15 protein-coding genes are annotated in these 13,388 nt (G+C 68.2%); 8 read left to right on the top strand and 7 right to left on the bottom strand.

Going from position 1 to position 13,388, the window contains the following annotated elements:
- Window positions 1–422 (top strand): TOBE domain-containing protein (locus JZ791_RS30860; RefSeq protein WP_216899147.1); only part of this gene is annotated, 422 nt, incomplete at its 5' end.
- Here the strand turns inward: JZ791_RS30860 and JZ791_RS30855 are convergent.
- Together JZ791_RS30855 and mbp1 are read right to left on the bottom strand one after the other, a co-directional pair.
- Complete coding sequence (locus JZ791_RS30855; RefSeq protein WP_216899145.1) at window positions 379–807, bottom strand: anti-sigma factor; 429 nt, start codon at window positions 805–807, stop codon at window positions 379–381. The genes JZ791_RS30860 and JZ791_RS30855 overlap by 44 nt on opposite strands.
- Window positions 808–1,144: 337 nt before the next feature.
- Window positions 1,145–1,396 (bottom strand): microaggregate-binding protein 1, encoded by a 252-nt coding sequence (gene mbp1, locus JZ791_RS30850; protein ID WP_216899144.1) that lies wholly within the window; start codon window positions 1,394–1,396, stop codon window positions 1,145–1,147.
- Between the two features lie 378 nt (window positions 1,397–1,774).
- On the opposite strand from mbp1, the gene JZ791_RS30845 reads away from it, so the two are divergent.
- Together JZ791_RS30845 and JZ791_RS30840 are read left to right on the top strand one after the other, a co-directional pair.
- Window positions 1,775–2,125: an anti-sigma factor gene (locus JZ791_RS30845; protein WP_216899143.1), complete on the top strand. Its 351-nt coding sequence runs from the start codon at window positions 1,775–1,777 to the stop codon at window positions 2,123–2,125.
- Window positions 2,103–2,930: a SigB/SigF/SigG family RNA polymerase sigma factor gene (locus JZ791_RS30840; RefSeq protein ID WP_216899141.1), complete on the top strand. Its 828-nt coding sequence runs from the start codon at window positions 2,103–2,105 to the stop codon at window positions 2,928–2,930. Before JZ791_RS30845 ends, JZ791_RS30840 begins: the two co-directional genes overlap by 23 nt.
- An 82-nt stretch (window positions 2,931–3,012) precedes the next feature.
- Here the strand turns inward: JZ791_RS30840 and JZ791_RS30835 are convergent, their stop codons facing one another.
- On the bottom strand, window positions 3,013–3,564 hold the full coding sequence (locus JZ791_RS30835) for an Rv1733c family protein (protein WP_438804573.1): 552 nt from the start codon (window positions 3,562–3,564) through the stop codon (window positions 3,013–3,015).
- Window positions 3,561–4,139, bottom strand: coding sequence for a type 1 glutamine amidotransferase domain-containing protein (locus tag JZ791_RS30830; RefSeq protein ID WP_216899137.1), 579 nt, complete (start codon window positions 4,137–4,139; stop codon window positions 3,561–3,563). Before JZ791_RS30830 ends, JZ791_RS30835 begins: the two co-directional genes overlap by 4 nt.
- 159 nt (window positions 4,140–4,298) lie before the next feature.
- Here JZ791_RS30830 and JZ791_RS30825 point away from each other — a divergent pair, with 159 nt between their 5' ends.
- Both JZ791_RS30825 and JZ791_RS30820 read left to right on the top strand, forming a co-directional pair.
- Window positions 4,299–6,254: an aconitate hydratase gene (locus tag JZ791_RS30825; RefSeq protein WP_216899135.1), complete on the top strand. Its 1,956-nt coding sequence runs from the start codon at window positions 4,299–4,301 to the stop codon at window positions 6,252–6,254.
- A gap of 122 nt (window positions 6,255–6,376) precedes the next feature.
- Window positions 6,377–7,381 carry a DoxX family protein gene (locus tag JZ791_RS30820; protein WP_216899134.1) on the top strand — a complete coding sequence of 335 codons (1,005 nt, stop codon included), beginning with the start codon at window positions 6,377–6,379 and terminating at the stop codon, window positions 7,379–7,381.
- A 123-nt stretch (window positions 7,382–7,504) separates the two neighbouring features.
- Here JZ791_RS30820 and JZ791_RS30815 read toward each other — a convergent pair whose 3' ends face one another.
- On the bottom strand, window positions 7,505–7,951 hold the full coding sequence (locus tag JZ791_RS30815) for a hypothetical protein (RefSeq protein WP_216899158.1): 447 nt from the start codon (window positions 7,949–7,951) through the stop codon (window positions 7,505–7,507).
- A gap of 32 nt (window positions 7,952–7,983) precedes the next feature.
- On the opposite strand from JZ791_RS30815, the gene JZ791_RS30810 reads away from it, so the two are divergent.
- A complete protein-coding gene (locus JZ791_RS30810; RefSeq protein WP_308163170.1) occupies window positions 7,984–9,798 on the top strand; it encodes an APC family permease in 1,815 nt (604 codons plus the stop codon).
- A gap of 46 nt (window positions 9,799–9,844) precedes the next feature.
- Window positions 9,845–10,021, top strand: coding sequence for an aromatic-ring hydroxylase C-terminal domain-containing protein (locus JZ791_RS46875; RefSeq protein ID WP_368858345.1), 177 nt, complete (start codon window positions 9,845–9,847; stop codon window positions 10,019–10,021).
- A 6-nt stretch (window positions 10,022–10,027) separates the two neighbouring features.
- Here the strand turns inward: JZ791_RS46875 and JZ791_RS30805 are convergent, their stop codons facing one another.
- Both JZ791_RS30805 and JZ791_RS30800 read right to left on the bottom strand, forming a co-directional pair.
- Window positions 10,028–10,633 carry an HdeD family acid-resistance protein gene (locus tag JZ791_RS30805; RefSeq protein WP_216899130.1) on the bottom strand — a complete coding sequence of 202 codons (606 nt, stop codon included), beginning with the start codon at window positions 10,631–10,633 and terminating at the stop codon, window positions 10,028–10,030.
- 267 nt (window positions 10,634–10,900) lie between these two features.
- Window positions 10,901–11,782, bottom strand: coding sequence for an NAD(P)-dependent oxidoreductase (locus JZ791_RS30800; protein WP_216899128.1), 882 nt, complete (start codon window positions 11,780–11,782; stop codon window positions 10,901–10,903).
- Window positions 11,783–12,126: 344 nt separating this feature from the next.
- Between JZ791_RS30800 and tuf the strand changes: the two genes are divergently transcribed.
- On the top strand, window positions 12,127–13,308 hold the full coding sequence (gene tuf, locus JZ791_RS30795; RefSeq protein ID WP_216899126.1) for an elongation factor Tu: 1,182 nt from the start codon (window positions 12,127–12,129) through the stop codon (window positions 13,306–13,308).
- Window positions 13,309–13,388: the final 80 nt, after the last annotated feature.

The raw sequence follows: 13,388 nt of genomic DNA, 5'->3' as shown, positions 1-13,388 counted from the left end.
CCCCCACCGCCGCGCGCCTGCTGGGCGCCCGCAATGTGCACACCGAACCGGTCCGCGCCGACGGCACCCTGGACATCGCCGGAACAGTCGTACCGATCGCTCCCGCCCTCGCACGTCCGGGAACATCGGTCACCTGGTCGGTCGATCCCCGCGACGTCCTGGTCGCCACGACCGCCGATGGTGTCGCCACGGCCCACGTGCTGGACGTCATCCGGCTGGGCGCGATCAGCGAACTGCGCCTGAAACTGCCCGGCGATCAAGAACTTACGGCCATCGCCGCCGACCACGATCTCTGCGCGCCCGGTCAGAAATGCGCGATCACGATCGCGCCCGGGACCATCACCGTCTGGGCGGCGGAGGAGACGGTGACCTCAGCCCTCACAAGCCGAGATATCCACCGGTCCGGTCGAATTCGACGGTGACCGGATAGCCTCCCGCGACAGCGTCGAACGAACCCACATCCGCGGACAGCGAGTCGGTGATCGTGCGGACCACATGCCAGCCCAAACCTTGCTCATCGATCGGGTACCGGGTGCCCGCGACCGCGGTGATGAACACCGAAACCCATCCGACGTGGAATCCGAACTCGCACTTCAACTCCGAGCCCAACACCGCCGAATCGATGACAGCGGTCGCGATCTCGTCGACCGCGACCTGGATATCGGTCACCTCGTCGAGGGGCATCTCGGCCATCAGCAGGGCCGTCTCGGTGAGCGCGCGCAACATCGTGAGTTGCTCGAATTCCGCCGAAACCCGGACGCCGACCCGCGTGGCCGTCGCCTGGAACAAATCACTCGTGCCCGACATCCCTTCTCCTGCACTGAACGTTGTGCCGTGATGCGAGCCATGCGCTCGCCCGCACTTGCTTTGCTGGGCGCTTACCCAGGTTCCCCGACCCAAAACGCCGGAAATCGGCGGGCGGACAACTGCTCGTTCCCACCCGACCGGTACACCACCGTCAACGCACTTCGGGCCGCCCGATGATCGCGCGTTTACAGCTCCGGGAGCGTATAGCTGCGGCGAAGGCCGTCAACCGAGAGTGGCCGCCCGGTACGCACCAGGCGGCCGCTCTCGCGTGTCGTCGCACGCCACCCACGCGCGTCTTCGCACGCGCGAGTCCGCCGTGCGTCAGTGCACGTAGGGGTCAGTTGTCGTCATGTTGGTGGGCTTGCTCACGCTTCTCGGCAGCGGCGGCCTTACCGCGTTCGATGTCGGCCTGCGCCTGCTTGTGCGCGGCCCCCCGCTGTGCGGCGGCGCGGTCCTGTTGCGCCCTGCCCTCCTGTCGCAGCGCGTCGTCGTCGACGATGGCGCCGGCGGCCTCTTTGACCTTGCCTTTCACGCCCTCGGCGATACCCTCGAACGTCTCTTGGGCACTGCCTTTGTCGTGCTCGGACACGATATTCACCTCCGGAATGGCGGAATCACTGACACTTGTGCGCTACCCGGGGCCTGTGCGCCGAAACAGTCCGGGCCCCGAGATTGCGATCACCGAACCGGGGTAGCCGCCGCTCATGACCGCACCTCCGATTCCCGAACCCATTCCGCGACCGATACCCGAGCCCGACCCGGCTCCCGCACCCCCGATCCCGGAACCATTCCCGGCGCCGGACCCCTATCCGTCGCGGCCGGAGCCCGAACCTCGCCCAGTACCGCCGCCGCTGCCACCCGATCCGTCCATGATCACATGAGCCTGCCCGAGTCGAGAACCATACGCATCCAATTGCGGGCTCGCCCAGTGGATTTGGCAGTGGTACCGGCGATAGGCTCGATCATCGTGAGCCCCGACGGGCCCATCGACGTCAGCGACTCGCGATGTCGGCTCGCGATCGATGAGATCGTGACCCTCGCGGTGTTGGACGCGATACCCGATTCCGAGGTCGACTGCGAACTCCAGCAGGACCGCAGCGAGGTCACGGTCCGGGTCGGCTCGTTGGCCGCCAGCGAAATCCGTTTCAGCCCGCACCCCTTGAGCTGGCATATGCTCCGCACGCTGACAGCCTCGCCGCTGATGTCGCAACCGACGGTCTACCAGGGCTCTTTTGATGAATCCATGAACGGGTACCCGACAGTTATCGGATTCACGTGCAAACGAGAGGTCTCGAATGGGACACGAACCGATAGTTGACGCGGGCCACCGCGCACGGCACGGCCCCAACAGCTACGACAACATCGAACCCTGGTTCGACAAGATGGCCGGCTACCAACCGCAGGACCCGCATCGCGAACAGGCCCGCTCGGAGATCATCCGCCTGTGCCTGCCGCTGGCCGACCACATCGCCCGCCGGTTCACCGGACGGGGCGAGGGATACGACGACCTCGAGCAGATCGCCCGGCTCGGCCTGGTGCTCGCCGTGGATCGGTACGACGTCGGCCGCGGATCGTCGTTCCTGTCCTTCGCGATCCCGACGATCATGGGCGAGGTGCGCCGCCATTTCCGCGACCACACCTGGGCCGCCCAGGTGCCGCGACGGCTCAAGGATCTGCAGATGCGGATCGGCCCCGCCACCGAACGATTGGCCCACCGTCTGGGCCGGATGCCCAACGCCCGCGAACTGGCGAAGGACCTGGACACCGACATCGTCGAGATCGCCCAAGCGACGGTCGCCGCGAGCGCCTACCGGTCCACCTCGCTCGACGACATCGACGAGGACGAGAACGCGCCACACGGGGCCGACCTCGGCGTCGACGAACGCTGCTACGAGCTGACCGAGGAAGCGATGGCCGTGCGGCCACTCATCGCGGAGCTGCCCTCACGCGAACGCCGCGTCCTGATCATGCGCTTCTTCGAGTCCAAGACACAGACGCAGATCGCGCGCGTACTGGACATCTCCCAGATGCAGGTGTCGCGTATTCTTTCGCGCACGCTACGCGGCCTGCGCGAACAGGCCCTGCCCGACGAGCCCGCGCTCGATTCGGCGGGATCAGCGTAAGAACACGTGCGAAGGCCGGACGGGTCCGCCCATCCGGCCTTCTCGTCGCGGTCGTTCTCGTCGCACCCCCTGTGCCGCAGCATCATCGGCCCTGCCGGGTGCGGGTCAGATTGCGCCAGGCGCGATCCCAGTCGGCGTTCCGGCGGCGGTTCATCAACCAGTGCGTCGTGACGACGAGCAACATCGCAACGGCGGATATCCCACTCAAAACCATTAATCCGCGATCGATTCCGTCGGCCGCGGCCGACGGCGGCGTGGCCGTCGGCTGCCCGTCGGCCCCGACCGACAACGCGATCCGATCGCCCATCCGGGCGCCAGGCCCCGCGTCGATGAGGCCGGCCCTGGATCGGCCGCCGAACTTCCATCGCACGGGCACCTGCCAGTAGTCGGCCGGCTGCGCACCACTGGCGGACGCCACCAGGACCGGCCCACCGGTCACGGTGGCGTCCACGGTCACGGGCCGCCTGGTATCGGCCCGATCCGCCGCCGAAGTTGCCGACCCCACCCAGATCGCGAGTGGAACGGCGGCCAGCACCAGCACCACGGCCAGCAGCCGGACCGCCCCGTCCCAGCGGTCCCAGGAGCGCATGAGCGGGCTCGAACTCCACGGGGCCGAACGCCACCACCTGATCATTTCCGTGCCCGCAACGTGCCGACCGCGGCCCCGGCCACGGCCGCCGAGAACGCCTCGAGATCATCGGGATTGCGCGAGGTGATCAGCGTCCGGCCGTCCTGGGACGATTCCACGACCTGCTGGTCCACCCAGTGGCCGCCGGCATTGCGGATATCGGTGCGCAATGACGGATACGACGTCATGACCTGCCCTTCGACCAGCCCGGCCTCGACCAGCAGCCACGGCCCGTGGCAGATGGCCGCGACGGGCTTGCCCGCGTCCGCGCAGGCGCGCACCAATTCCACGGCGGTCGAATCCTGGCGAATTCTGTCCGCATTCACGGTCCCGCCCGGAATGACGATCGCGTCGTAATCGCCCGCGGCGACCGAGCCGAGGTCGATATCCGGGTCGACGACGGCATCCTTCTCGGTGTCGTGGACGAATGTCTGCACCCGGGCCATTTCCGGTGCGGCATGCACCGCCCGGATGCCGCGTTCGCGCAGCCGGGCCAGCGGTGTCAGCAATTCGTCGCGTTCGACCCCGGTATTCGACGTGATGACCAGTACGTTCGGAATTCCGGAGCTTGCCTTTTCCATCTCGGCCTCCTCGGAGACGGTCGCGTCCCTATTATCCGACCGGCGACTACCCCGACGATCGCGGGAGAAACCCGGGCGGGTGGGGAGTTTCGGACTGCCTTTTCGGGCTATCCGGTACGGGACGCTACCGACCATCGCAGGAAGGACGCGAGCGAACCCATGCCCTCGACGCTGACGCACAAACTGATCGACACCCATCTGACGGCCGGTGAGATGACACCGGGTGCGGAGATCGCGATCGGCATCGATCAGACGCTTACTCAGGACGCCACCGGCACCCTGGTCATGCAGGAGCTCGAGGCCTTGGACCTCGATCGTGCGCGCACCGAGGTGAGCGTCCAGTACGTCGACCACAACCTGTTGCAGACCGACGACAAGAACGCCCAGGATCACGAGTATCTGCGCACCGCCGCGCAGCGATTCGGCCTGTGGTTCTCCAAACCGGGCAACGGTGTGTCACACCCGATTCACATGCAGCGGTTCGGGATTCCGGGAAAGACGATGGTGGGATCGGATTCCCACACGCCCGCCGCGGGATCGCTGGGCATGCTGGCGATCGGGGTGGGCGGGCTCGAAGTGGCACTGGCGATTTCGGGCAGGCCGCTGCATCTGCGCATGCCGCAGGTGTGGGGTATTCGACTGGAAGGCGAACTGCCGCAGTGGTGTTCGGCCAAGGACGTGATCCTGGAGATGCTGCGCCGCCACGGCGTGGCCGGCGGGGTCGGCCGGATCATCGAATATCACGGTCCGGGCCTCGCGGGATTGACCGCGATGGACCGCCACGTGATCGCCAATATGGGCGCCGAACTGGGCGCGACCACGACGGTATTTCCCAGCGACGAGGCCGTGCGGGAGTTCCTGCGGGCCGAGGGACGCGAGGACGACTGGACCGAGTTGAGCGCCGACCAGGACGCGAAGTACGACATCGAGGACACCATCGACCTCTCGCAGCTCGAACCGCTGATCGCCCGGCCCAGCTCGCCCGGCGACGTGGTGCCCGTCCGCGAGGTGGCGGGCGCCGAGATCGCGCAGGCGGTGATCGGTTCCAGCGCCAATCCGGGGCTGCGCGACTTCGCCATCGTCGCGGCGATGGTCAGCGGACGCCAGACCGCGCCGGAGGTCAGCTTCGATGTCAACCCGACCTCCCGGGAGATCCTCACCGACCTGACACTGATGGGAGCCACCACCGATCTGATAACCGGTGGCGCCCGCATTCACCAGGCCGGATGCATGGGTTGCATCGGCATGGGGCAGGCGCCGGCCGTCGGCCGCAACTCCCTGCGCACGATGCCGCGCAACTTCCCCGGCAGGTCGGGCACGAAGGAAGACGCGGTCTGGCTGTGCTCACCCGAGACCGCGACCGCCTCCGCGCTGACCGGTAAGATCACCGACCCGCGCGACTGGGCCCGCGACGAGGGCATGGACTATCCGAAAATCACTCTGCCACAGCATTATTCGGTCAACACCGCGACACTGCTCGCCCCGTTGGAACCGGAACGGGCACGGCAGGTGCAGCCGGTGAAGGGGCCCAACATCTCCGCCCTGCCCGAGACCGACGCCCTGCCCGTCCAACTGCTCGCGCCGGTGTTGCTGAAGGTGGGCGACAACATCTCCACCGACGAGATCTCGCCGGCCGGCGCCCGCGCGCTGCCGTTCCGCTCGAACATCCCCGAGCTGGCGATGTTCACCTTCACCCAGATCGACGAGTCCTATCCGCAACGCGCACAGCAGACTCCCGAACCCGGCCACATCATCGTCGGCGGTGAGAACTACGGCCAGGGCTCCTCGCGAGAACACGCCGCGATCGCACCCCGTTTCCTGGGCCTGCGCGTCGTGATAGCGAAATCATTCGCCCGCATACACTGGCAGAATCTGGCGAATTTCGGAGTGCTGGCGCTGGAATTCGACGACGCCGCAGACTACGACGCCGTGGACCAGGATGATATGCTCTGCCTCGACGATCTCCGCGACACCCTGGCCTCCGGCGAGCTGCTGCACGTACACAATCTGACGAAGCAGAATTCTTTCGCGGTGCGACATCGGCTCTCGCCACGTCAGGTACAGGATGTGCTGGCCGGTGGACTGATTCCCCGGCTCGCGCATTCCGATGAATAGCCAGCGATTTCTGTTTGTCGGCCGCCGATCCGGGAATTGCGCCCCGTAGGCGGCCGATGCGAAGCCCACCCGGCCTGTGCCGCACCGCCGAACCGATTCGAATTCAACAACGGGAGCCGATAATGCTGTTACGCAGAATTGCCCGCCCCCTGCTCGCGACGGTCTTCGTCGTGGACGGGGTCACCGTGTTCGCGAATCCAGGACCGCTCGCGAAGAGCGAAATCGCGACGAGATCGGCGACGGCGGTGTCCACGGATCCGGTCCAGCTGGTGCGGATCACCGCGGCCACCCGGGTCTGCGGCGGGATCCTGCTGGCGCTCGGGAAGATGCCGCGTCTCGCGGCGCTCGTCCTGGCCGCGACGACGGTCCCGGTCACGGTCGTCGAACAGGATTTCTGGGCGGAGGATGACCCGGACCTGCGGGCCGCCAAGAGGTCCGCGTTCCTGAAGGACGCCGGACTGCTCGGCGGTCTGCTGATCGCCGCCGCCGACACGGAGGGCAAACCCTCGCTCGGGTGGCGCGGCAAGAGCGCCGCACGCCATGCCGCACAGACGATCTCGTCGACCCTGCCCCTCGCCGCCGGCGACAGCTCCACCCGCGACGCCGCCGCCCGCCACATACAGGGCGCCGCGGCCACCGCCCGCTCGCTCGCCGAACGCGCCCGCGACGAGGCCGCGGATCTCACCGATATCGCCCGCGAGCAGGGTCCGCACTGGGCCGAGGTCGCCAGGGACCGCGCCGCCGACATCGGCACCCGATTGGGCGGCCTGGCGCAGGACTCCGCCCCGCTCGTCGACACCGTCCGCGACCGCGCCGCCGGAATCACCGATATCGCCCGCGAGCAAGGTCCGCACTGGGCCGAACTCGCCAAGGACCGCGCCGCCGGAATCACGGATATCGCCCGCGAGCAGGGTCCGCATTGGGCCGAGGTCGCCAGGGACCGCGCCGCCGACATCGGCACCCGGTTGAGCGGCCTCGCGCAGGACTCCGCCCCGCTCGAGACCGTCCGCGACCGCGGCGCCGAACTGGCCGAGACCACCCGTCGTCGCGGCGGCCGCCTGATCGAGACCACCAGGGACCGCGGCGCCGAACTCGGCGAGACCGCCCGGCATCGTCTGACCAGATAACCGAACTGGCGTAAGGCAACATCACCGGCCGCGACAGGCCGGTGACGATGCCTGCTCGGAGCCGAATGCATCGGAGGTACCACGATGCCGAGAACCCACCATGCGGACCCCCGACCCAACGAGCTACCTGGTACGTGCCGATCCCGGGACCACGCCCAGGGCCTGTTCGCGGCGGGCCAAAAAGTCGCCCACTGCGAGCCCCGGCCGGAGAACGGTCGGCGCGTCACCGCGGAGGCCACGGTTGCCTCCCCCGAAGGTGAGCGACCAGACCTGAACGGCGCCCCACTGGTAAGTCTCCAGCCTGTTCGGATCGGCCATACCGATGGCCCGGTCGGCGGCACTCTGCGGCACGGTGAGTGGGCCGGTCGGGCGAGCAGCGATGGTGCGGAGTGCCCATCGGACGAGCGAGCCGGACACAACGGCCTCGGTCCGGCGAGAACCCTGTTCGCGGGCGGTACTGGTGAAGCCCGCAGCCTTGTCGCCGAGGCGGTGGGCGAGTGCGCGGGCCACCGCCGCGCGGACTCCGACGGAGAGACAGCCGAGGGCGCACAGGTGATCCAGAGTTACCACAAGCGGGCCGTCCGTCGGGCGCGGCTGTTCTCGTGACGATTCAGAAGCGGCATCCCGATCGACGCGAACGGCACGCCCACCGAGACGACGAATTCCGGCTCACCTCGATCGGCGGACTGGCGGCACTGTCGCTGGACGCGTTGTCCAGCGTGGCCTATGGGCCGCAGGCCGTCGTGCTGGCGCTGGCGGCGGCCGCCGGAGCGTCCGCTACCAGCTTCGCCCTGCCGATCATGGGCGGTATCGCGGCACTGTTGCTGGTACTGGTGATCTCCTATCGTCAGGTGATCGCCGTGCATCCGGACGGTGGCGGCGCGTACGCCGTGGCCCGGCGGCATCTGGGCCGACCAGCGAGCCTGCTCGCTGCCGCGAGTCTGGTCGTGGACTACGTGCTCACCGTCTCGGTGAGCCTGGCCGCGGGCGCGGCGAGCCTGGGCAACATCTTTCCGCTGATCTCGCGGAACATGCTCGTCACGACACTGATCGCGCTCGTGGCGCTCACGGCCCTGAACCTGGCCGGGATCGCCGAATCCGCCAAGGTTCTGCTGCTGCCCACCGCGATCTTCCTGCTGTCGGTCTTCGCGGTGATCGTCGTCGGCCTGTTTCACTCGCATCCGGTGGCGTTGGTGGGGTCGGCCCAGCATTTCCCGGCGGCCACCGCGGTCGGTGTGGTGCTGCTGGTCAAGGCATTTGCCGCGGGATGCGCCTCACTGACCGGGGTGGAGGCGATCGCCAACGGGGTGCCCGAATTCCGTTCGCCCGCGGTTGCCCGCGCCCAGCGCACCGAAGTGGCCCTCGGTGTGCTGCTCGGTGCGATGCTACTGGGCCTGGCCGTGCTGATCCGGCTGCACCATGTCGCACCGCGCGGAGGAGTGACAGTGCTGGCGCAGCTGGCAGCGGGCGCGTTCGGCACCGGATGGCCTTACTACGTGGTGAATCTCGCCGTGGCCGTGGTCCTGGGCGTCGCGGCCAACACCAGCTTCGGCGGGCTACCGGTGCTGCTGAACCTGCTGGCCCGCGACGACCACCTGCCGCATCTGTTCACGCTGCGCGCCGAACGGCCCGTGTTCCGTTTCGGCATCGCCACCCTGGGCGTGCTGGCGGCGATCGTGCTGGTGATCGTCGGTGCGGACACCGATCGGCTGCTCCCTCTGTTCGCGGTAGGGGTGTTCACCGGGTTCACCATCAGCCAGACGGGGTTGACGCGGCACTGGTTGCGCGAACGCGGCCCGCGGTGGCGCGCCAAGACCGCGCTCAACGGCTTCGGTGCTGTGCTTACCGGGACGGTCGCCCTCGTACTGCTGATCAGCAAGTTCACCGCGGGCGCCTGGCTGCTGCTGCTGATCGTGCCGATCCTGATCGCGCTGTTCCATCGCGTCCAGCGGTACTACCGGGCCGTCGCCGAACAGATCGGCCTCGGCCGCACGCCCGAGGCGCCGGCGCCCTCGCGGCGCGCGGACACGGTCGTCATCGTGCCGGTCGCCAATGTCAGCGACCTGACCACCCGTGCGATCAACACCGCGGAACGACTCGGCGACCGGGTCGTCCCCGTGACCGTGCGCGTCGATCGGGACGACACCGACGAGCTGTGCGCGCAGTGGGATCGGTGGCGTCCGGGCGTCTCGCTCACCGTGCTGCCCAGTATCCACCGCAGCGTCGTCACGACGCTCGTCCACCATGTGCGCGACCGCTGCGCCGCCGGCGACAACGTCGTCGTGCTGCTGCCACAGTTGCGGCCCCGCAAACGATTTCATCAACTTCTGCACAATCAGCGGGTGCCGGTACTGTCGATGGCGCTGCACGCGCACACCGACGCCGTCGTCGCCGGTCTCGTCATGCACATCGACTGACGACGATCGCAACCGAATAGTCTTGCGACGCAGCCGATGCACTCCAGTGACATTCCGCGTCCACGCCGTCGGCCGCCAGGATCGCGACCGAGCTCGTCCCCGCGCGACTGCCCATCTAATGGATGGATGGCCGCCGGACGGCATCGTCGCCTGGGCGTCGGATGCCGGCGATGACGGACTCGGGCAGGCGCTGGCGCGCTGGTTCGGCGGTGCCGGTCGATAGTCGGGTTCAGGACTGGGAGCGCAGCAGTCCGTGGACGCCGACGCGTGTGTCGGCGGGGCGCAGCGGGCGGTCGATGCGGGAGGAGATCCGGATTTCACTGACGCCCAACAGGATCAGGCAGACACCGACCAGGATCGACAGGGCGTCGAGGGTGTCGATGGGCCAGACGATCACCAGGAGTCCGGCAAGCAGGGTCAGCACGCCGGACAGTTCCTGGCCGGCGCGGCGCGGGAGCGCGTCGGACCAGACCGCGACGGTGGCCTGCACGATGCCGTGGACGACCCAGCCGAGCCCCACCCAGAGCGCGACCAGCGAGACCCAATCTCCGCTGCGCACACACCCCATCGCCAGGATCACCGCCGTCAGGCCGGTCACGAACTCGAGGATCTTGAGCCCGGTGCGGATCCGCCCGCGCGCCGCCAGCACCAGCTGCCACGCGGCGGACAACAGCACCACCAAGCCGAACAGCAACTCCGACACCGGCACCGACCGGTTGGGCCAGACCATCAACACCGCCCCCAAAAATACCGAAACACAACCGATCGCGAACGCCGCCTGCCACGCGCTCCCGATGAAGACATCGGCGCGCCCGGCCACTCGGAAGGTGGACATAGCGACATAGTATGACCACTACCATCGTGTAGCTTGATATTTGCGGATTATGTGTTCCGCGTCTCGCATAACGGTAATCAACCCGACAATTCCGATAAAACAACCTTCGCTACATGATTGCCACATAAGTGATTTCGGCGGTCGACTCGGTCGCCGTACCCTGTGTTCGCCGAGTCCAGGCCCGATGATCCGCTGGGGGTACGAATCTCCCCGGTCCCGCTCACCGAAGCCGACTTCTGCGACCGGGTGTGGATGTCGGGCAGTCGATCACTCGGGCCGCGAATCCCGCAGCAGGTCGATCACTTTGGTCTCGGCCAGTTCGCCGTGGCCCGCGTCGACCAGACGGGTGAACACGTCCAGGGCGGCGGGCCCCACGGCCGCGGGAGTGCCGAGCGTGTCGGCGAGTTCGACGCCCAGGCGGGTGTCCTTCAGGCGCAGTGCGGCAGTGAAAGTGATGTCGCGATCGTGGGCGTCGTCCAGGATGAGCCGGCCGACGCGCAGCACGGTGGGGCTGGCGGCGTTGCCCTGCGAGAGGGTGTCCATAACGGTCGGCAGGTCCAGGCCCGCGAGTTCGGCTGTGCGCAATGCCTCGGCGGTCGCCACGATCTGGACCGAACCCAGCAGGTTCTGTATCAGCTTGTACGTCGTGCCCGCGCCGACCTCACCGAAGCGCACGATCCGGTCGCAGAGCGGGGCGAGCAGCGGGCGGGCGTCGTCGAGGTCGGCGGCGTCCGCGCCGACGAACAGTGTCAGCTCCCCCGCGGCGGCCGCGTCCGGCAGACCGGTCACCGGCGAGTCGATGAACCGCAGCCCTTGTGCCGCAGCTGCTTTCGCCAGATCCAGCATATGTGCCCGGGACAGCGTGGAACATTCGACAGCGAACGCGCCCGCCGACGCCCCCGCGAGCGCGCCGTCGATTCCGAACCAGACCGCGTGCGAAGCAGTGTCGTCGGCGACCATGGCGATGATCGCGTCGGCCTCGCGTGCGGCGTGTCGTGGTGTCTCGGCCGCCGTAGCCCCCTGAGCGACCAGTTCCGCCACCTTCTCCCGGGACCGGTTGAACACCCGAACCTCGTGCCCCGCGGCAACCATGCGCCCGGCCATCCCCTGCCCCATCCGGCCCAAACCCAGAAACGCAATCTTCGCCATGCGCCCGAACCTACTCGACCACGATCGCGCACCCGATCACGTATTCGCGCGGTGGATCAGGCGGGGGTAGCGAGGCGTGCACGACCCCGGGGGATCGCCTCGTCGACGATCGGGAAATTCGGTGGCGCACAACCGTTGCGCCCGTGCATGATCGTTCCATGTTCTGGCAGCTGACCATCGACTCGTCCGCGGTTGCGGGCGCGATGGCAGCTGCCCTGGTGGTCGCGGCAGCATTCGACGGCGCGCGAGCCTGACCTTCCCCGGGAAGTCTCCGGGACCTCGGACGGGGAAGGTGTCCCGCCGGCGAGGTCCCGATCCACGACTTTCCAGGAAGCGAACACATCATGGGCAAACAAGCCTTCGAACGCACCAAGCCGCACCTCAACATCGGCACCATGGGGCACGTCGATCACGGCAAGACCACGCTGACCGCCGCGATCACCCGCGTGCTGGCCGAGCGCGGAGGCGGCGCCTTCGTACCGTTCGATCGGATCGACAAGGCCCCGGAGGAGACCGAGCGCGGTATCACCATCAATATCGCGCATGTCGAATATGAAACGGCCACAAGGCATTACGCACATGTCGACATGCCCGGGCACGCCGACTTCGTGAAGAACATGATCACCGGCGCGGCGCAGCTGGACGGCGCGATCCTGGTGCTGTCCGCGCACGACGGCGTCATGCCGCAGACCGTGGAGCACGTGCTGCTCGCGCGGCAGGTCGGTGTGGAGCACGTCGTCGTCGCGCTGAACAAGGCCGACGGCGCCGACCCGGACCTGCTCGAACTGGTCGAGCTGGAGGTGCGGGAGCTGCTCACCACCCACGGGTACGACGGCGCGGGCGCCCCGGTGGTTCCGGTGTCCGGGCTGCGCGCGCTGCAGGGTGATCCGCAGTGGTCGCGGGGGCTGCTGCGGCTGCTGGACGCGGTCGACGCCTACATTCCGATTCCGGTGCGGTACACCGACGCGCCGTTTCTGCTGCCGGTGGAGAGCGTTCTCACCATCACCGGCCGCGGCACGGTCGTCACGGGCGCGGTGGAGCGCGGGCGGGTCCGCGGCGGCGACCGTGTGGCGGTGATCGGCTACGGCGAGCAGCTGGAGTCGGTGGTGACCGGGGTCGAAACCTTCGGCCGCACCATGGAATCCGCGGAAGCGGGTGACAACGTCGCCTTGCTGCTGCGGGGTGTGCAACGCAACCAGGTCCGCCGCGGCCAGGTGGTCGCCGCACTCGGCAGCATCGACATGCACACTCGTTTCGCCGCGCGGATACACCTGCTGTCGCCCGCCGAGGGCGGCCGCCGCACACCGATCACCACCGGCTATCGCCCGCAGTTCTACCTGCGCACGGGCGATGTGGTCGGCGACGTCACCCTCGCCGGCGCCGACCTGGCCGTCCCGGGCGACACCGTCCGAGCGACGGTCACGCTCGGACGCCCCGCCCCGATCGAAGCGGGTCTGCGTTTCGCGGTCCGCGAGGGCGGGCGCACCGTCGCGGCGGGGACGGTACTCGAGGTGCTGAGCGAGTAGCCCGCACGGCTCGGTCTGCCGGAAGATGTTCCGGCAGACCGAGGTCCGTTGGGTGATGCGGAGCGGCCGTCGGATGTCCG

Source organism: Nocardia alni (assembly GCF_019038435.1).
Classification (GTDB): Bacteria; Actinomycetota; Actinomycetes; order Mycobacteriales; family Mycobacteriaceae; genus Nocardia; species Nocardia alni.
The sequence above is the reverse complement of the archived record's forward strand: the minus strand, read 5'-3'. Positions and strand labels throughout refer to the sequence as shown.

Coding starts and splice junctions, on each gene's coding strand:
- JZ791_RS30855 (WP_216899145.1), bottom strand. CDS start 807: ATGTCGGGCACGAGTGATTTGTTCCAGGCGACGGCCACGCGGGTCGGC.
- JZ791_RS30840 (WP_216899141.1), top strand. CDS start 2,103: ATGGGACACGAACCGATAGTTGACGCGGGCCACCGCGCACGGCACGGC.
- JZ791_RS30835 (WP_438804573.1), bottom strand. CDS start 3,564: ATGATCAGGTGGTGGCGTTCGGCCCCGTGGAGTTCGAGCCCGCTCATG.
- JZ791_RS30830 (WP_216899137.1), bottom strand. CDS start 4,139: ATGGAAAAGGCAAGCTCCGGAATTCCGAACGTACTGGTCATCACGTCG.
- JZ791_RS30825 (WP_216899135.1), top strand. CDS start 4,299: ATGCCCTCGACGCTGACGCACAAACTGATCGACACCCATCTGACGGCC.
- JZ791_RS30820 (WP_216899134.1), top strand. CDS start 6,377: ATGCTGTTACGCAGAATTGCCCGCCCCCTGCTCGCGACGGTCTTCGTC.
- JZ791_RS30805 (WP_216899130.1), bottom strand. CDS start 10,633: ATGTCCACCTTCCGAGTGGCCGGGCGCGCCGATGTCTTCATCGGGAGC.
- JZ791_RS30800 (WP_216899128.1), bottom strand. CDS start 11,782: ATGGCGAAGATTGCGTTTCTGGGTTTGGGCCGGATGGGGCAGGGGATG.
- tuf (WP_216899126.1), top strand. CDS start 12,127: ATGGGCAAACAAGCCTTCGAACGCACCAAGCCGCACCTCAACATCGGC.